The 17,522-nt window shown below is 68.7% G+C and carries 16 protein-coding genes; 5 read left to right on the top strand and 11 right to left on the bottom strand.

What is annotated here, in order from left to right; translation table 11 throughout:
• Window positions 1-82: 82 nt before the first annotated feature.
• Complete coding sequence (locus tag MQH31_RS11185) at window positions 83-1,528, bottom strand: NAD(P)H-quinone dehydrogenase (protein WP_134536727.1); 1,446 nt, start codon at window positions 1,526-1,528, stop codon at window positions 83-85.
• 191 nt (window positions 1,529-1,719) lie between these two features.
• On the opposite strand from MQH31_RS11185, the gene MQH31_RS11180 reads away from it, so the two are divergent.
• Window positions 1,720-2,553, top strand: coding sequence for a purine-nucleoside phosphorylase (locus MQH31_RS11180; protein ID WP_134536725.1), 834 nt, complete (start codon window positions 1,720-1,722; stop codon window positions 2,551-2,553).
• Window positions 2,554-3,071: 518 nt separating this feature from the next.
• On the top strand, window positions 3,072-4,787 hold the full coding sequence (locus MQH31_RS11175) for a phospho-sugar mutase (protein WP_243012175.1): 1,716 nt from the start codon (window positions 3,072-3,074) through the stop codon (window positions 4,785-4,787).
• A 44-nt stretch (window positions 4,788-4,831) separates the two neighbouring features.
• Here MQH31_RS11175 and MQH31_RS11170 read toward each other — a convergent pair whose 3' ends face one another.
• The 10 genes from MQH31_RS11170 to MQH31_RS11125 form a co-directional block, all read right to left on the bottom strand.
• Window positions 4,832-5,104: a PTS sugar transporter subunit IIB gene (locus tag MQH31_RS11170; protein ID WP_134536723.1), complete on the bottom strand. Its 273-nt coding sequence runs from the start codon at window positions 5,102-5,104 to the stop codon at window positions 4,832-4,834.
• A complete protein-coding gene (locus MQH31_RS11165) occupies window positions 5,101-5,577 on the bottom strand; it encodes a PTS sugar transporter subunit IIA (protein WP_243012096.1) in 477 nt (158 codons plus the stop codon). The genes MQH31_RS11170 and MQH31_RS11165 overlap by 4 nt, the downstream gene beginning before the upstream one ends.
• A gap of 41 nt (window positions 5,578-5,618) precedes the next feature.
• Entirely contained in the window at window positions 5,619-6,737 is a 1,119-nt protein-coding gene (locus MQH31_RS11160; RefSeq protein ID WP_243012095.1) for an adenosine deaminase, read from the bottom strand.
• A gap of 87 nt (window positions 6,738-6,824) precedes the next feature.
• On the bottom strand, window positions 6,825-8,135 hold the full coding sequence (locus MQH31_RS11155) for a thymidine phosphorylase (protein ID WP_243012094.1): 1,311 nt from the start codon (window positions 8,133-8,135) through the stop codon (window positions 6,825-6,827).
• Window positions 8,132-8,635, bottom strand: a complete 504-nt coding sequence (locus MQH31_RS11150) for a cytidine deaminase (protein ID WP_308196449.1) — start codon at window positions 8,633-8,635, stop codon at window positions 8,132-8,134. Before MQH31_RS11150 ends, MQH31_RS11155 begins: the two co-directional genes overlap by 4 nt.
• Complete coding sequence (locus tag MQH31_RS11145; RefSeq protein ID WP_243012174.1) at window positions 8,632-9,858, bottom strand: ABC transporter permease; 1,227 nt, start codon at window positions 9,856-9,858, stop codon at window positions 8,632-8,634. Before MQH31_RS11145 ends, MQH31_RS11150 begins: the two co-directional genes overlap by 4 nt.
• 80 nt (window positions 9,859-9,938) lie before the next feature.
• A complete protein-coding gene (locus MQH31_RS11140; RefSeq protein ID WP_243012093.1) occupies window positions 9,939-11,228 on the bottom strand; it encodes an ABC transporter permease in 1,290 nt (429 codons plus the stop codon).
• The gene (locus MQH31_RS11135; RefSeq protein ID WP_134536712.1) at window positions 11,225-12,745 is read right to left on the bottom strand and encodes an ABC transporter ATP-binding protein; all 1,521 of its coding nucleotides are present in this window, start codon (window positions 12,743-12,745) and stop codon (window positions 11,225-11,227) included. The genes MQH31_RS11140 and MQH31_RS11135 overlap by 4 nt, the downstream gene beginning before the upstream one ends.
• A gap of 108 nt (window positions 12,746-12,853) precedes the next feature.
• A complete protein-coding gene (locus MQH31_RS11130) occupies window positions 12,854-13,957 on the bottom strand; it encodes a BMP family lipoprotein (RefSeq protein ID WP_134536710.1) in 1,104 nt (367 codons plus the stop codon).
• A gap of 184 nt (window positions 13,958-14,141) precedes the next feature.
• Window positions 14,142-15,263, bottom strand: a complete 1,122-nt coding sequence (locus tag MQH31_RS11125) for a mannose-1-phosphate guanylyltransferase (RefSeq protein ID WP_243012092.1) — start codon at window positions 15,261-15,263, stop codon at window positions 14,142-14,144.
• A 100-nt stretch (window positions 15,264-15,363) separates the two neighbouring features.
• Here MQH31_RS11125 and MQH31_RS11120 point away from each other — a divergent pair, with 100 nt between their 5' ends.
• The 3 genes from MQH31_RS11120 to MQH31_RS11110 all read left to right on the top strand — a co-directional run bounded on the left by MQH31_RS11120 (window position 15,364) and on the right by MQH31_RS11110 (window position 17,512).
• Window positions 15,364-16,518 carry a glycosyltransferase family 4 protein gene (locus MQH31_RS11120; RefSeq protein WP_243012091.1) on the top strand — a complete coding sequence of 385 codons (1,155 nt, stop codon included), beginning with the start codon at window positions 15,364-15,366 and terminating at the stop codon, window positions 16,516-16,518.
• A 113-nt stretch (window positions 16,519-16,631) separates the two neighbouring features.
• Window positions 16,632-17,048: a succinate dehydrogenase, cytochrome b556 subunit gene (gene sdhC, locus MQH31_RS11115; protein WP_134536704.1), complete on the top strand. Its 417-nt coding sequence runs from the start codon at window positions 16,632-16,634 to the stop codon at window positions 17,046-17,048.
• Window positions 17,049-17,059: 11 nt separating this feature from the next.
• The gene (locus tag MQH31_RS11110) at window positions 17,060-17,512 is read left to right on the top strand and encodes a succinate dehydrogenase hydrophobic membrane anchor subunit (RefSeq protein ID WP_134449413.1); all 453 of its coding nucleotides are present in this window, start codon (window positions 17,060-17,062) and stop codon (window positions 17,510-17,512) included.
• The last annotated feature ends 10 nt before the right edge of the window (window positions 17,513-17,522 follow it).

Below are 17,522 nucleotides of genomic sequence, written 5' to 3'. Positions count from 1 at the left end.
CCTCTCACCGCGAAAGCGTAGTTTTGGCCCTTAAGACCGAGTCATAAGGGCCACAAGTGTACTCTCGCGAGGCCTGGGCGAGTCAGCGGTTGGTCCGATGGACGATGTGCATGGCGCGGGCGGCATCCGTGATCGAGCCCGTGAGCGACGGGTAGACCGGGAACGCGCGGGCGACCTCGTCGACCGTGAGCCGGTGCTCGACGGCGAGCGCGAGCGGGAAGATGAGCTCGCTGGCCTTCGGGGCGACGATGACGCCGCCGATGACGGTGCCGGTCGTCGTGGTCGCGAAGAGCTTCACGAAGCCGTCCTTGATGCCCATCATCTTCGCGCGCGGGTTCGCGGCGAGGGGCAGCTTGTAGATGGTGCCGCGCACGAGGCCGTCCTCGATCTGCTTCTGCGTCCAGCCGACGGTCGCGATCTCGGGCTGGGTGAAGATGTTGGCCGCGACGTTGCGGATCTCGATCGGGTTCACCGCGTCGCCCATGGCGTGGAACACCGCGGTGCGGCCCATCATCGAGGCGACGGATGCGAGCGGCAGCTCGGTCGTGCAGTCTCCGGCCGCGTAGATGTTCGGCATCGACGTGCGGGCGACCCGGTTCACCCGGATGTGCCCGGAGTCGGTCAGCTGCACGCCGGCCTCCTCGAGGCCGATCCCGCGGGTGTTCGGCACCGAGCCGACGGCCATCAGGCAGTGGCTGCCCTCGACCTTGCGGCCGTCGGACAGGGTGGCGAGCACGCCGGTCGCGGTGACCACGACGGATTCGGCGCGTGACTTGCCCAGGACGACCATCCCGTTGCGCTTGAAGACGTTCTCGATCACCGCTGCGGCGTCGGCGTCCTCGCCGGGCAGGACCTGGTCGCGGCTCGAGATCAGGGTGACGCGGGCGCCGAGGGCCCGGTAGGCGGAGGCGAACTCGGCGCCGGTGACGCCGGATCCGACGACGATGAGGTGCTCCGGCACCGCCCGCAGGTTGTAGAGCTGGGTCCAGGTGAGGATGCGCTCCCCGTCGGGGACCGCGGTCGGGAGGATGCGCGGGCTCGCGCCGACGGAGACGACGATCGTGTCGGCACTGATCCGGTCGAAATCGGTGCCGGAGGCCTCCGAGGTCGCGACGATCACGCCGCTCGTGCCGTCGAGACGCCCGTGGCCCTGCACGAGGTGCACGCCGGCCGTGACGAGCGTTGCCCGCATGTCCTCGGACTGCTGGCGGGCGAGCGCGAGGAGGCGCTTGTTGACGGCGGCGAGGTTGATCGCGACCTCGGGGCGGCTCGGCTTGCCGTCTGCCCCGCGGACGAACAGCTGGACGCCGAGCTCGGTCGCGTCTCCGATGGAGTTGGTGGCCTCCGCGGTGGCGATGAGGGACTTCGAGGGGACGACATCCGTGATGACCGCTGACCCGCCGACGCCGACCTCTTCGACGAGCGTGACCTCCGCCCCGAGTTGCGCTCCGGCGATCGCCGCTTCATACCCGCCGGGCCCTCCGCCGAGAATGACGATCTGCTGCTTGCGTTCGAACTCGTAGGCCATGGTGACATTCTGCCGTTCGCCGCCCTTCGCCACCAATCCCGGCCCCCGGCATCCGCCCGCCGCAGCCCGATTCACCGCCCGCGCCTGACGAATTCGACGGAGTTTTCGCCCAAAACGCCCGTGGGCGGCCACTTTCGGCCCCGAATGCCCAAAATCTCCGTCGAATTGGTTCGGGCGAATAGAGTGGGGGGATGCCGACGATCGACGCAAACCCGCTGGACGAGCCACAAACCGACCCGTTCGAAATCGCCCGGATCGCGGCGGCTGAAATCGCCGAGCTCACGGGCGTCACCCATCACGACGTGGCGCTGACCCTCGGCAGCGGTTGGGGGAAGGCCGCCGAGCTCATCGGCGAGACCACCCACACGATCCCCGCCCAGGCGATCACCGGTTTCAGCGCCCCCGCGCTCGAAGGCCACGTCGGCACCCTGCGCTCCGTGCTCCTGCCGAACGGCAAGCGGGCCCTCGTCATCGGCGCGCGCACCCACTACTACGAGGGGCACGGCGTCCGCAGGGTCGTGCACAGCGTGCGCACCGCGGCGGCAACGGGCGCGACGACCATGATCCTCACCAACGGGGCAGGCGGCATCCGTGAGACCTGGACCCCCGGAACGCCGGTGCTGATCAGCGACCACATCAACCTCACAGCGGACTCGCCGCTCGAAGGCGCGACCTTCATCGACCTGACCGATCTCTATTCGAAGCGGCTGCGCGACCTCGCCCGCACCATCGACCCCGGGCTCGACGAGGGCGTCTACTGCCAGTTCCGCGGGCCACACTACGAGACCCCCGCCGAAGTGCAGATGGCGAAGGCGATCGGCGGCCACATCGTCGGTATGTCGACGGCGCTCGAGGCCATCGCAGCCCGTCAGGCCGGCATGGAGATCCTCGGCCTGTCCCTCATCACCAACCTCGCGGCCGGGATCCAGAAGGAGCCGCTCAGTCACGCCGAAGTGCTCGTCGCGGGCCGGCAGGCCGAACCCGTGATCAGCGCGCTCCTGGCCAGGATCGTGGCCGCCCTGTGAGCGCCACCGAGACCGGCACCGGGCCCGTGGACACCGGCTCGACCAGCACAGGGCCGACCAGCACGGGGCCGACCAGCACCGGCGAGGTTCGCGCACGCGGGCGTCACCGGGCGTTGCCGGATGCTCCCGCTTCCGTCCTGCCGCCGACCCTCGCGCTCGACATCGTCGACGTTCCGGTGCCGCCAGCACCCCCCGTCAACGCCCCGGCTCCCGCCGCCTCCACCGCACCCGCCGGCGCGGAAACCTCCCTCCCCGCTGCCCCCGCCGTAGCGCACGAGGCCGCCCAGGGAACACCGGCAGCACCGGCTACCGCAGAGCGCCCGGAACCCGAACCGGAACCGGAACCGACCGCTCCCCCCGTGATCGCCCACCCGGCATCCGCCCGGGACGAGCCGACCCCCGTCACGGCCGAGATGGACGCCACGGTCGCGACGGACTTCGTTCCGACAGCACTCGTCCACCCCGCACGGGCGGGTTCACCGGCCGCACCGGCACCGGCCCCCGACGACGATGCCACGATCGCCGCGGCCACCGCCTGGCTCGCCCAGGACCCCGACGCCGAGACCCAGGCCGAACTGCGCGCCCTGCTCCGCGGGGCACAGTCCGCAGACCAGGCCGCCATCACCGAGCTGCATGCCCGCTTCGACGAGCGCCTCGCCTTCGGAACCGCCGGGCTCCGCGGCGCGATCGGCGCCGGCTCCAACCGGATGAACCGCGTCCTCGTGTCCCAGGCCGCAGCCGGCCTCGCCGCATTCCTGATCGGAACCGCCCTCCCCGGCCAGACCCCCTCCGTCGTGATCGGCTACGACGGTCGCAAGAACTCCCAGGTCTTCGCGACGGACAGCGCGGCGATCATGGCCGGCGCCGGGGTCCGCGCGATCCTGCTCCCCCGCCTGCTGCCGACGCCCGTCCTCGCCTTCGCCGTGCGCCACCTCGACGCGAGCGCCGGCGTCATGGTCACGGCCTCGCACAACCCCGCGGCCGACAACGGCTACAAGGTCTATCTCGGCGGCGCGAACAACGGGTCCCAGATCGTCTCACCCGACGACGCTTTCATCGCGGCGGAGATCCACCGGGTGGCCACGCACGCGACCATCCCCGACCTGGTCCGCGGCGTCTATGAGACGGCGGAGGAGACGGTCGTCCAGGCGTACATCGCCGAGACCGCTGCGAGCGTCGGCGCTCCGCGCGCCCAGGTCAACGCCGTGTACACGGCCATGCACGGGGTCGGCTGGGACACCACCCGCCGCGTGCTCGAAGCCGCGGGTTACGACCTGCCGACCCTCGTCGACGCGCAGATCGCGCCGGACCCGACGTTCCCGACCGTGGCGTTCCCGAACCCGGAGGAGCCCGGCGCGCTCGACCTCGCCTTTGCGACCGCCCGCGAGGTCAACGCCGAACTCGTGATCGCGAACGACCCGGACGCCGACCGCCTCGCGATCGCGATCCCCGACGCCGACTCCGCGAGCGGCTACCGTCGACTCACCGGCAACGAGGTCGGTGCGATCCTCGGCTGGCGGGCCGCGGAGAGAGCCGAACTGGCTCCCATCGCGGACGAGGCCGTCACGGGCGACGACGCGGACGCCTCCGCCCCCGCCCCGCGCAGCGGCACCCTGGCCTGCTCGATCGTGTCGTCGCCGGCCTTGAAGGCCGTGGCGGATGCCTACGGCATGCGCTTCGAGGAGACCCTCACCGGGTTCAAGTGGGTGTCCCGCGCCCCGGGTCTCGTGTTCGGCTACGAGGAAGCCCTCGGCTACCTCGTGAACCCGACGACCGTGCGCGACAAGGACGGTATCTCGGCGGCCCTCGCGCTGCTCTCCCTCGTGAGCGACCTGAAGAACGAGGGCTTCACCCTCGCGGACCACCTGCACCACTTCAGCGGCCGTTTCGGACACTTCTCGTCGAGCCAGATCTCGGTGCGCGTCACCGACCTGTCTGAGATCTCCCGGGTGATGGACCGGCTGCGGTCGAACCCGCCGGCGTTCATCGGCCGGATCCGCGTCGACCACATCGACGACCTCGCCGGCGGCTTCGTCGGCCTGCCGCCGAGCGACGTGCTCCGGATCCGCCTCGTCGGCGGCGCCCGGGTGATGGTGCGCCCGAGCGGAACGGAACCCAAGCTCAAGGTCTACCTCGACACGAGCAGCGTCGTCGGCACCGTCGTGGAGCGCCAGGTCGCCGCGAACGCCGTGCTCGCCGAGCTCGAGCGCGGCATGCGCGAACTCATCGCGTAGGGTCGGGAACGCCGGACCCTGCGCGCGACGTCATCGCACCGGGTTCAGCCGAGCGCTTCCTCGAGTTTGGTGGTGAGCTCGTCGAGGTCGAAATAGTTGTCGATCACGACGATGTCCGCATTGGTCTTGCCGATGTGGGCCACGAGCTCCGACGAGGTCAGGATCACCTGGGCGTCCGCACCCACGGTCTGCACGGAAGCCACGTCGGTCGCCGTCACCTCCGCCTCGATGTCGAGCCGCGCGAGCGCACGTTCGGCGTTCATCTTCAGGATCGCCGAGGTACCGACGCCGACCCCGCACAGGGCGACGATCTTCATTCCTGGACCCCGCTGGCTTCTCCGGCGGGTGCCGTGACGCCGAGCAGCGCACGGATGCCGGCGGCATCCGTCGCGGCCGCAAGCGCGGGGATGACCCGCGGGTCGTTGAAGAGGTTCGCGAGTTCGGCGACGAGCAGCACGTGCTCGTCTCCGGTCGTCACGGCGAGGCCGAGGACCACGCTGACCGGGTCGTTGTGCGGGTGGCCGAAGGCGACGGGTTCCGCGAGCGTCACGACGCTCAGGCCCTCGGCGATGACGTCGGGGCCCGGGCGTGCGTGGGCGAGGGCCAGGCCGGGGGCGATCACGACGTAGGCGCCGAACTCGTCGATGACGTCGATCATCCGCTTCGTGTAGCCGGGCACTGTCGACCCCGAGCGGACGAGACCGTCGCCGGCCGCGGTCACGGCGGCGCGCCAGTCCGGGACGTGGATGCCGATCGCGATGGCGGTGAGAGGCAGGTCTGGGAGTTGCATAGGTTCTTTCACTGGGTTTGCGTGTCGGGTTCTGCGGGCTCTCAGGCCTCTTCGAAGCCCGCGACGACGGCGTCGGCGAGTTCTTCGCGCTCTTCGAGCGGGAGGAATGCGGACTGGGCGGCGTTGAGCTGGAAGACCTCGAGATCGTCGATGTCGTAGCCGAAGGCGTCGCTGAGCAACGCGAGTTCCTGGCTCAGGCTCGTGTCGCTCATCAGCCGGTTGTCGGTGTTGACCGTGACCCGGAAGCCGAGCTGGTAGAGCAGGTCGAAGGGGTGGTCGAGCAGGTCGTCGCCCCACGCGGCGATCGCGCCGGTCTGCAGGTTGGACGACGGGCTCAGTTCGAGGGCGATCTCGCGGTCGCGGACCCACTGGGCGACCGGGCCGAGGGTGACGTAGGTGTTGTCGTCGTCTTCGCGGCCGATGACGATGTCCTCGGCGAGGCGCACGCCGTGGCCGAGGCGCAGGGCGCGGCCGTCGAACAGGGCGCCACGGATGCTGCCCAGCCCGTCCGCCTCGCCGGCGTGCACCGTGACCGGCATGAACTCCTTGGCGAGGTAGTCGAAGGCCGCGAGGTGGTTGCGGGCGGGGAAGCCGAGCTCCGCGCCGGCGATGTCGAAGCCGACGACGCCGTTGCCGCGGTGGCGCACGGCGAGTTCGGCGATCTCGAGGCCGCGGTTCGCGTGGCGCATCGCGGTGATGAGCTGGCCGATCCGGATGGTGGACCCGAATTCGGCCGCCTCGTCGATGCCGGACTCGATGCCTTCCTGCACGGCCTCGACGACCTGGTCGAGGGTGAGGCCGCGGGTGAGGTGCTGTTCGGGTGCCCAGCGGATCTCGCCGTAGATGACGCCGTCGACGGCGAGGTCCTGCACGAATTCGTGGGCGACCCGGATGAGGCCCTCACGGGTCTGCATCACGGCCGTCGTCACATCGAAGGTCTTGAGGTAGTCCACGAGCGAGCCGGAGTTGGACTGGTCGGCGAACCAGGCGCCGAGCGCGGCGGCATCCGTCGACGGCACGTCGAGACCGATGGTGTCGGCGAGTTCGATGATCGTCTGGGGACGCAGTCCCCCGTCGAGGTGGTCGTGCAGCGATATTTTGGGCAGCGCGTTGATGCTCGCGCCACCGGGCAGCAGGAATTCCTCAAGGCTCGTATTCACGTTCACCAATCTACCGGCCCCGGCCTCCCCCGGGCCCTCCTCCGGGTCAACTCCCGTAATTTATTGTGATCGGCAACAAACCGAAGGTCACCGACCGATGCGCTCGGCGATCAGGGGGCCGCCGTCGAGGACGGGCTCTCCGGGGTCGCCGATCCGGTATGCGCCCTCGAGGGCCTCGAGGGCCCTGGCGAAACGCTCAGGCTCGTCCGCGCTGAGGGTGAAGAGCGGCTGTCCGGCACGCACGGTGTCGCCCGGCTTGGCGTGCAGGTCGATCCCTGCAGCGTGCTGCACGGGGTCCTGTTTGCGGGCGCGGCCGGCACCGAGTCGCCAGGCGCCGATCCCGAACGGCAGCGCCTGCTGCTCGACGAGCACGCCATCCCGGTCGGCGGTGACGACGTGGTTTTCCTTCGCGACCGGCATCGCGGCATCCGGGTCGCCGCCCTGGGCCCGGATGACCTCGCGCCACTTGTCCATGGCCCGCCCGTCGGTGAGTGCGGCGGCGACGTCGACGCCCGTGATTCCGGCGAGGTTGAGCATTTCGGTGGCGAGGGCGATCGTGAGCTCGACGACGTCTGCGGGCCCGCCGCCCGCGAGCACCTCGACCGATTCGCGGACCTCGTTCGCGTTTCCGATCGCGAAGCCGAGCGGCACGTTCATGTTGGTGAGCAGGGCGGATGTCGCCACTCCGGCATCCTCGCCGAGCGCGACCATCGTGCGTGCGAGTTCCCGGGAGAGCTCGATGTCCTTCAGGAAGGCGCCGGAACCGAACTTCACGTCGAGGACGAGCGCGCTCGTGCCCTCCGCGATCTTCTTCGACATGATCGAGGAGGCGATCAGCGGGATCGCCTCGACGGTTCCGGTGATGTCGCGGAGGGCGTAGAGCTTGCCGTCCGCAGGGGCGAGGCCGCCGCCGGCCGCACAGATCACGCCGCCGTGATCGCGGAGCTGGGCGAACATCTCCTCGTTGCTGAGGTGGGCGCGCCAGCCGGGGATCGACTCGAGCTTGTCGAGGGTGCCGCCGGTGTGCCCGAGGCCGCGGCCGGAGAGCTGGGGAACGGCCGCGCCGAAGACCGCGACGAGGGGCATCAGCGGGAGGGTGATCTTGTCGCCGACGCCGCCGGTGGAGTGCTTGTCGGTCGTCGGCTTGCCAAGGCCGGCGAAGCTCATCCGCTCGCCGCTGTTGATCATGGCGAGGGTGAGGTCCTTGATCTCGCGGCGGGTCATCCCGTTCAGGAAGATCGCCATGGTCATCGCGGCCATCTGCTCATCGCCGACGTAGCCGCGGGTGTACGCGTCGATCAGCCAGTCGATCTGAGGGGTGGCGAGTTCGCCGTGGTCGCGCTTGGTGCGGATCAGGTCGACGGCGTCGAAGGCTTCGAGGTGGGTCTGGGTGTTCACTGGTGTACTTCCCGGTAGTCGGCGAGCTGGCGGGGCCCGAAGGCGTCCGGCAGGACCTGATCGATGGTGCGGAGGCCCGAGACTGTTTCCAGCAGCATGCCGGGTGCGGAGTGTTCGTAGAGGAGCTGGCGGCAGCGGCCGCACGGCATCAGCAGGTTGCCGTTGCCGTCGACGCAGCTGAAGGCGAGGAACCGGCCGCCGCCGGTGAGGTGCAGCACGGAGACGAGGGCGCATTCCGCGCAGAGGGTGAGGCCGTATGAGGCGTTCTCCACGTTGCATCCGCTGATCACCCGGCCGTCGTCGACGAGGGCCGCCGCGCCGACCGGGAACTTCGAGTACGGCGCGTACGCGAGGCGCATGGCCTCGGTGGCGGTGTCGCGGAGGAGCGCCCAGTCGATGACGGGGGTCGAGTGGCCGGACTCCGTTTCGTCCGTCCGGGCCGGCTCGTCCTTCCGGGCCGGTTCGTTCTTCCGGGCCGGTTCGTTCTTTCGGGAGCTCACGATTTGATGTACGGCTTTCCGGAGGCCGCCGGCCCCCGTGACTGGCCGACGAGGCCGGCGACGGCGAAGATCGTGACGAGGTAGGGCAGCATCAGCATGAACTCGCTCGGCACCGGGGAGCCGATGATGCTGAGCACGTTCTGCAGGTTGCTCGCGAAGCCGAAGAGCAGCGCGGCGAGGGTGGCCCTGATCGGGTCCCAGCGGCCGAAGATGACGGCGGCGAGGGCGATGAACCCGGCGCCCGCTGTCATCTCCTTGCCGAAGGCGCCGACGGAGCCGAGGGTGAAGTACGCCCCGCCGAGACCGGCGATCGCACCGGCGAGCGAGACGTTCCAGAACCGGGTGCGGGCCACGTTGATGCCCACAGTGTCCGCGGCCTGCGGATGCTCGCCGACGGCACGCAGGCGCAGGCCCCACTTGGTGTGGAAGAGGCCGAAGTACACGCACGCGACCGCCACGTACATGATGTAGACGATCAGGGTCTGCCGGAAGAAGACCGGGCCGATGATCGGGATCTCGCTCAGCAGCGGGATGTTGATGTTCTCGAACCGCGGCGGGCTGTTGAGCGTCGCGGCGTTCGGGGCGAGCAGCTGGGAGAACAGGAAGCCGGTGACCCCGGAGACGAGCACGTTGAGCACCACGCCGACGATGACCTGATCGACGAAGTACTTGATCGCGAACGCGGCGAGCACGAAGGAGACGAGCACGCCGGCGACCATCGCCGCGACGAGCCCGAGCAGCGGCTGCTGGGTGATCGAGGCGACCATCGCCGAGGTGAACGCCCCGGCGAGCAGCTGCCCCTCGATCGCGACGTTGACCACGCCGACCCGCTCGGAGATGACGCCGCCGAGCGCACCGAAGATGAGCGGGACGGCGAGGCTCAGCGAACCGAACAACAGCCCGGGAACCGGGATGGTGTGGTCAGCGGATGCCCAGGCCAGGAAGCCCACGAGCAGGAGCACCGCGAACACGGTGACGAGCCAGAGCGGCACCTTCGCCTTCGAGCGCACGAGCCAGCCGCTCCCCGCCGTGATCAGCAGCAGGAGGGCGACGACGACGATGCCGGTCGGCCGGGTTGGCAGGACCACGTCCGGCAGCTGGATCAGGTCGGTCGTCGTCGACAGGCGCATCGTGCTCTCGCCGTCACGACCGAAGACGACGAGGAGCAGGAAGCCGAGCAGGGTGAAGATCGCGAGGGCGATCGGGGTCTTCCAGCTCTTGATCTGCTCGAAGTCGGGCCCGGTGTCGGCGACGGATGCGCTCGGCCCGGTGGAACCGGCCGGTGAAACGGTTGTCGGGGTGCTCACGAGGCCACCACCTCCGTGGGTGTCGTGGTGCGTTTCCGGGGCGTCTTCGCACCGGGGGTCTTCTGGCCCGGCGTCGGCAGCCGGAAGATGGCGCGCACGAGGGGCGGCGCCGCGATGAACAGGACGATCAGGGACTGCACGATCAACACGATGTCGATCGGAACGCCCTCTGCGGCCTGCATCGAGAACCCGCCAGCCTTGAACGCGCCGAAGAGGATGCCTGCCGCGAAGACCCCCCACGGGCGCGAGCGGCCGAGCAGCGCGACGGTGATCGCGTCGAAGCCGATGCCGGAGTCGATGCCGGCGTCGAAACCGCTCGTCGAGGTGCCGAGCACCTGGTTGATGCCGGCGAGGCCGACGAGGCCACCGGAGAGCAGCATCGCGTAGACGTACATCCGGTCGACGCTGATGCCGGCGACCCGGGCCGCGTGCGGGTTGAGCCCGACGGCGCGGAACTGGAAGCCGAGGTTCGAGCGCGACAGCAGCCACCAGGTGAAGATCGTCGCGATGATGACGAGGATGAAGCCGAGGTGCAGGTTGTAGGTCGGACCGAGCAGGTCGGGGAAGACGGCCGTCGGCTTGCTCGCGGGGCTCTGCGGGTTGTTGGACCCCGGCGTCTTCAGGAAGCCGTCGCGCAGCAGGTAGCTGACGAGGTAGTAGGCGACGTAGTTGAGCATGATCGTCGTGATCACCTCGTGCGCCCCCGTGCGGGCCTTGAGCAGGCCGACGAGCCCGCCCCAGAGCGCGCCGCCGGCGACACCGACGACGAGGGCGACGACGAGGTGGATGCCGGCGGGCAGGTCGAGCGCGAAGGCCACCCAGCCGCCGAGCGCGGCCGCGATGAGCATCTGGCCGCGACCGCCGATGTTGAACAGGCCGACCCGGAAGCCGAGCGCGACTCCGAGGCCTGCCGCGATCAGCGGGGTCGCAAAGGTGAGTGTCTCGGTGAGCGGCTTGATTCCCGAGGCGAAGTCCGGCTTGCGGAAATTGTAGACCGAGCCCTGGAACAGGGCGGAGTATGCGCCGGAGACGGAATTCCAGGCCGCCACGACGGTGTCGCCCGGTCGGGAGAAGAAGTAGACCGACGCCTTCTGGACGTCCTCGTTGGTGAAGGCGATCAGGATCGCTCCGACGAGGAGGGCGAGGAGGACGGCGAGCACGGAGATGATCGCATTCCCCGTCGTGATCTCGCGGAAGATCTGATAGACACGGCCGGGCTGGTCCGGCTGTCCAGGCTGGGCCGGCTTCCCGCTGGAAACCGGCGGGGTCTGCAGGGTCTCGCTCATGCTGCCGCTCCTTCTTCGGTCGGCGTTTCGCCGGCCATCATCAGCCCCAGTACGGCTCGGGGGGTGTCGCCGGGGACGATGCCCACGACGCGGCCGCGGAACATCACCAGGATCCGGTCGGCGAGGGCGGCGACCTCGTCGAGTTCGGTCGAGATCACGATGACCGGGGTGCCGGCATCCCGGGTCGCGATGATGCGCTCGTGCACGAATTCGATCGACCCCACGTCGAGGCCGCGGGTCGGCTGGGCGGCGATGAACAGCCGCAGCTCCCGGCTGAGCTCACGGGCGAGCACGACCTTCTGCTGGTTGCCGCCGGAGAGGCGGCCGACGAGGGTGTCGATGCCCTGGGAGCGCACGTCGAATTCCTTGACCTTGTCCTCGGCGAACTTCGCGAGGAAGGACAGCTGCACGTTGAAGCGTTTGACGAACGGCGGCTGGTGCGACCGGTCGAGCATGAGGTTCTCGGCGATCGTGAATTCGCTCACGAGGCCGTCCTCGGTGCGGTCTTCCGGCACGAACCCGACACCGGCGTCGAGGATCTTGCGGACCGTGTGGCCGCGGAGCGAGGAGCCGTCGAGGGTGATCTCGCCGGAGACCCGCGGCTGCAGGCCCATCAGGGCCTCGGTCAGCTCGGTCTGCCCGTTTCCCTGCACTCCGGCGATCGCGAGGATCTCTCCGGCGTGCACGGTGAAGCTCACGGAGTTGACGAGCACCTGACCGTGCGGGTCGAGCACGGTGAGGTCGCTGACGACCAGGGCGGGTGCGCCCGGTTCGGCAGGGGACTTGTCCACGGTGAGGTCGACGGCGCGGCCGACCATCATCGTGGCGAGTTCCTCGTTGCTCGCGGTCGGGGAGGCCTCGCCGACGACGGCACCGAGGCGGATGACGGTGATCCGGTCGGCGACGGCGCGCACCTCCCGCAGTTTGTGGGTGATGAAGACGATCGAGGTGCCGGAGTCGCGCAGCTGGCGCATGATGCCCATCAGCTCGTCGGTCTCCTGCGGGGTGAGCACGGCGGTCGGCTCGTCGAAGACGAGCACGCGGGCATCGCGGGAGAGCGCCTTGATGATCTCGACCCGCTGCTGCACACCGACGGGGAGGTCTTCGACGAGGGCGTCGGGGTCGACATCGAATCCGAACCTGGCCGAGATCTCCGTCACCCGGCGGCGGGCGGCCGGGAGGTCGAGGTGGCCGCCGAACCCGGTCTCTTCGTGGCCGAGCATGACGTTCTCCGCGACGGTGAAGACGGGGATGAGCATGAAGTGCTGGTGCACCATGCCGATGCCCGCCGCCATGGCGTCGCCGGGTCCTGCGAAGTGCTGGACGACGTCGTCGAGCAGGATCTCGCCTTCTTCGGCCCGGTAGAGGCCGTAGAGCACGTTCATCAGGGTGGACTTCCCTGCGCCGTTCTCGCCGAGCAGCGCGTGGATCTCGCCGGCCTCGACAGTGAGGTTGATGTGGTCATTGGCGACCAGGGCACCGAATCTCTTCGTAATGCCGCGAAGTTCGAGCTTCATACTTCCCGATTCTATTGAGCCGCCGACCGGAGGGTCGGCTGCCGGGGGTTAAAGCACGCGGGGAGGCCAGCTCTCGCTGGCCTCCCCGCGATGGTACTGCCCGGTGGGTTACTTGGGGGTGGACGGCGACGTGACCGTGAGCTTGCCGCTGATGATGTCGGCCTTGATCGCGTCGACCTCCTTCACGAGTGCTGGGTCGACCTTGGACTCCCAGTCGTGCAGGGGTGCGATGTCGACGCCCTTGTTGTCGAGGGTGCCGATGTACGGGGTCGCGCTGAAGTCTCCAGCGGCCGCGTCAGTGACGATCTTCTTGGTGGCGTCGGCCATCTGCTTCATGATCGAGGTGAGGTAGAGCGCCTTCGTGGCCGGTGCGGTCTCGTAGAGGTCGCTGTCGACGCCGACGATGGCAACGTCCTTGCCGGAGTCCTGAATGGCCTGCGCGGTGCCCTGGAAGAGCGGTCCGGCAACCGGAAGGATGATGTCGGCGCCCTGGTCGATCAGGTTGGTGCTGAGCGCCTTGCCCTGGTTGATGTCATCGAAGCTGCCTGCGAAGGTTCCGGCCTGGGCGGCCTTGTCCCAGCCGAGGAGCTTGACGGACTTCGACTTCTGGGTGTTGTAGTACGTGACGCCGTCGGCGAAGCCGTCCATGAAGATCGTCACGGACGGGAACTGCTTGCCACCATACGTGCCGACGATGCCGGTCTTGGAGGTGCCTGCCGCGAGGTAGCCGGCGAGGAAGGCCGCCTGGGCGGTGTCGTAGAGCACCGGCTTGACGTTGTCGAGGGCAAGGGGGCTGAAGTCGTCATTCGACAGTGCGGAGTCGATGATCGCGAAATCGGTCGTGGGGCTGGCCTTGGCCGCGTCACGGGTCGTGTTCGCGAGTGCGAAGCCGACCGTGAGGATGAAGTTGCAGTTCTGGTCGACCATGCTGCTGACGTTGCCCGCGTACTGGTCGGTCGTCTTGGACTCCGCCTGCTTGAACTTGACGCCGAGGGCATCCGCCGCCTGGGTCATGCCGTCGAAGCTGGACTGGTTGAAGGACTTGTCGTCGAAGCCGCCGGCGTCGGAAACGATGCAGGGGGTGAAGTTGGTGACAGCCGCGGTCGACGTGGCGCCGCCGGTGCTCGGCGCCGCCGCACAACCGGCGAGCAGGGCTACTGCGCCCAAGGTGGCGAGTCCGCTAAAAACGGCCCTTCGTTTGGTGATTGTCAAGATGACCTCCATTGCTGGCCCGGCGCGGGTTCGACGGGGCTGTGTGCAATCAGGTTACCCAATGTTTCACTGCTCAGTTGAGCAAACTCGATAGGTGCGCTAAGCGTTATCAAGCCGCTACCTGCGCGAAACAATTCCGTGCGTAATGCGGAGGCGACCGGCACAAACGATTTCGGGTGCCTCGCTACAGCACGTCGCTGCTTCCGGAGAGCTTCAGGGCGTCGACGACGGCCTTGACTTTCTGCGCATTCGCGCTCGTCGTCACGAGCAGCGCGTCCGGGGTGTCGATCACGACGATGTCCTCGACGCCGATCAGCGCGATCATCCGTCCGGTGTGGCTCACGACGATTCCGCTCGAGGAGTCTGCGAGCACGCGTGCGCCCTCACCGAGGATCGCCAGGTCGCGCTTGCGCCCGTTGGCGTGGATCTTGGCGATCGAGGCGAAGTCGCCGACGTCGTCCCAGTCGAACTGGCCGGGGATGACCGCGAGCTGGCCACGGGCCGCGACCGGCTCCGCGACGGTGTAGTCGATGGCGATCTTCTTGATCTTCGGCCACACCCTGTCGACGACGGCGCCGCGGCGCGGGGTGTCCCACGCGTCGGCGAGTTCGAGGAGCCCGGCGAGCAGATCGGGCTCCGCCGCACCGATCTCTTCGAGCAGGCGGTCGGCGCGGGCGATGAACATGCCCGCGTTCCAGAGGTAGTGGCCGCTCGCGACATAGGCTTCCGCCGTTGCGAGGTCGGGCTTCTCGACGAAGGAGTCGACGGACTGCGCGTTCGGGGCTCCGGGGATATCGAGCGGCGCGGCGGTCTTGATGTAGCCGAAACCGATCGCGGGCTCCGTCGGACGGATGCCGATCGCGACGATGTACCCGGCATCCGCTGCCGCGACGGCCTCGACGATGGTCTGGCGGAACAGGACGGCGCCCTTGATGACGTGGTCGGCCGCGAAGGACCCGATGATGACGCCGGGTTCACGTTTCTGCAGGATGGCTGCTGCGAGGCCGATGGCAGCCGTCGACTCGCGCGGCTCGCTCTCGAGGACGACATTGAGGTCGGCGAGCTCCGGCAGCTGCGCCTCGACGGCGGCGCGGTGCGCACGTCCCGTGACGACCATGATGCGCTGGTCGCCGGCGAGCGGGGCCAGCCGGTCCCAGGTGTCCCTGAGCAGGGTCTGGCCGGACCCGGTGAGGTCGTGCAGGAACTTCGGGGCGTCCGCTCGGGACAGCGGCCACAGGCGGGATCCGATTCCGCCGGCGGGGATCACGCTGTAGAAGCGCTCGAGTGGGTCAGGTGCCTGGGTCATTCGGCCAGACTACAGGCCGCGCAGCCGCTGTTCACCGGGTATTCACGCAGTGGTTCCGGGTATTCACATGCTTGTTTCGAGGGCTGCATACGCTCGAAACATGCGGGTTGCCGTCGTCAGTGAGAGTTTCCTCCCCACGGTCAGTGGGGTCACCACGAGCGTCTGCAAGGTGCTCGAGCACCTGCGGCGAACCGGGCACGAGGCGATCGTGATCGCCCCCGCCGGTGCTCCTTCCGAATACGCCGGCTTCCCGGTCTTCAGCGTCCCCGCCGTCTCCTACCGCCAGTTCCCGGTGGGGATGCCGAGCCCGCACGTGCAGCGCCTCCTCTCCGACTTCGGGCCGGACGTCGTGCACGCGGCCTCCCCGTTCCTCCTCGGCGCGCAGGGCATCGCGTCGGCGAACCGCCTCGACATCCCGAGCGTCGCGATCTTCCAGACGGATGTCGCCGGGTACGCCAGGCGCAACCGGCTCGGCCAGGCGACGAAGGTCGCGTGGCGCCTCGTCAAGTGGATCCACGACGGCGCCGACCTCACCCTGGTGCCCTCCTCCGCCTCGATGGCGGACCTCGAACGGGTGGGCGTACGCCGGCTCGCCCGCTGGACGCGCGGCGTCGACCTCATCGGATACCACCCGAACCGCCGGAGCGAACCGGCCGTCGCCGCGCTCCGCGAACGCCTGTCCCCGAACGGTGAGGTCGTGATCGGCTACGTCGGCAGGATGGCGCCGGAGAAGCAGGTGGAACGACTCAGAGCGCTCAGGGGCCTGCCGGGCATCCGTGTCGCACTCGTCGGTGACGGGCCCTCCGTGCCGCTCATCCAGCGCGAACTCGCCGGCGTGCCGGTGACGTGGCTCGGCCGGCTCTCCGGACCGGCGCTCTCCGACGCGTACGCGGCCTTCGACGTGTTCGTGCACGCCGGGACGGAGGAGACCTTCGGCCAGACGATCCAGGAGGCGCACGCTGCAGGGCTCCCCGTCGTCGCACCGCACGCCGGCGGCCCGATCGACCTCGTCGCGCACGGCGACAACGGTTTCCTCTTCGTTCCCGACGACGAACGCGACCTGCGGCGTTGCGTCACGCGCCTCGTTGAGGATGCGCCCCTCCGGTCGCGGATGGGCGAATCCGGCAGAAGGGCGGTGCTCGGCCGTTCGTGGGAAAGCGTCTGCGAAACCCTTGTCGGTTACTACGACAAAGTCATCGACGAACGCGCCGCCATCCGCGTGATGACGGCCGTTCCCCTCTCGATGCAGCGCTGACGGGCCTCGCGGATAATATCTCGGCCTAGAGACACTTATGATGGTTGCACGCGCACCAGCGCAGTGCCGGCCTGATCATTCGAGGCCGCTCATTCAGCCAGGGAAGGTTGGTCATGCCTCAGGAATCGGCACGGACATTGACATCCCAGCAGAAGACCACCTCACGCCGCCCCGCAGGAACCCTGTACCGGGGCCGCGAAGGCATGTGGTCGTGGGTCCTCCACCGGATCACCGGTGTTGCGATCTTCTTCTTTCTGCTGGTCCACATTCTGGACACGGCGCTCGTGCGCGTCAGCCCGGAGGCATACAACGCGGTCATCTCGACCTACCAGACGCCGTTGATGGGGCTCGGTGAGGTCGCACTCGTCGGCGCGATCGTGTTCCACGCGTTCAACGGGATCCGGATCATCCTGATCGACTTCTGGAGCGCGAAATACCAGAAGGTCATGTTCTACGTCGTGATCGGCCTCTGGGTCGTCACGATGCTGGGCTTCGCCCCGCGTCACCTCATGAACGTCTTCAGTCACTAGGAGGAGCAGCCATGGCAACCACACTTGACTCCCCCAGGAGCCCATACGCCCGCCCGACCGGAAAGCGCGGCACGAACTGGGAAAAATGGGGCTGGATCTACATGCGCGGCTCCGGCGTCGTGCTCATCGTGCTCATCTTCGGCCACCTCTTCGTGAACCTGATGATCGGCAAGGGCGTCGACGCCCTCAACTTCGGCTTCGTCGCCGGCAAGCTCGCGAGCCCGTTCTGGCAGTGGTGGGACGTGGCCATGCTCTGGCTGGCCCTGATCCACGGCGGCAACGGCATGCGCACGATCGTGAACGACTACGCGACCCAGCGGGTCACCCGCGGCATCTTCAAGTGGGCCATCCTCGCGGCCGTCGTGATCCTGATCGTGCTCGGCACCCTCGTGGTCTTCACCTTCGACCCCTGCCCGGCCGGTTCGCCCGCCGACCTTCTGCCCAAGTTCTGCCCGGCCATCTAGGAGCTCACAC

This window comes from Cryobacterium zhongshanensis, assembly GCF_022760445.1.
Classification (GTDB): Bacteria; Actinomycetota; Actinomycetes; order Actinomycetales; family Microbacteriaceae; genus Cryobacterium; species Cryobacterium algoricola.
This window is presented reverse-complemented; position numbering and strand designations above follow the sequence as displayed.

What these genes read in the sequence shown, in the direction of transcription:
- MQH31_RS11185 (WP_134536727.1), bottom strand. Translation starts at nt 1,528, where the DNA reads ATGGCCTACGAGTTCGAACGCAAGCAGCAGATCGTCATTCTCGGCGGA.
- MQH31_RS11180 (WP_134536725.1), top strand. Translation starts at nt 1,720, where the DNA reads ATGCCGACGATCGACGCAAACCCGCTGGACGAGCCACAAACCGACCCG.
- MQH31_RS11170 (WP_134536723.1), bottom strand. Translation starts at nt 5,104, where the DNA reads ATGAAGATCGTCGCCCTGTGCGGGGTCGGCGTCGGTACCTCGGCGATC.
- MQH31_RS11165 (WP_243012096.1), bottom strand. Translation starts at nt 5,577, where the DNA reads ATGCAACTCCCAGACCTGCCTCTCACCGCCATCGCGATCGGCATCCAC.
- MQH31_RS11140 (WP_243012093.1), bottom strand. Translation starts at nt 11,228, where the DNA reads ATGAGCGAGACCCTGCAGACCCCGCCGGTTTCCAGCGGGAAGCCGGCC.
- MQH31_RS11135 (WP_134536712.1), bottom strand. Translation starts at nt 12,745, where the DNA reads ATGAAGCTCGAACTTCGCGGCATTACGAAGAGATTCGGTGCCCTGGTC.
- MQH31_RS11125 (WP_243012092.1), bottom strand. Translation starts at nt 15,263, where the DNA reads ATGACCCAGGCACCTGACCCACTCGAGCGCTTCTACAGCGTGATCCCC.
- MQH31_RS11120 (WP_243012091.1), top strand. Translation starts at nt 15,364, where the DNA reads ATGCGGGTTGCCGTCGTCAGTGAGAGTTTCCTCCCCACGGTCAGTGGG.
- sdhC (WP_134536704.1), top strand. Translation starts at nt 16,632, where the DNA reads ATGCCTCAGGAATCGGCACGGACATTGACATCCCAGCAGAAGACCACC.
- MQH31_RS11110 (WP_134449413.1), top strand. Translation starts at nt 17,060, where the DNA reads ATGGCAACCACACTTGACTCCCCCAGGAGCCCATACGCCCGCCCGACC.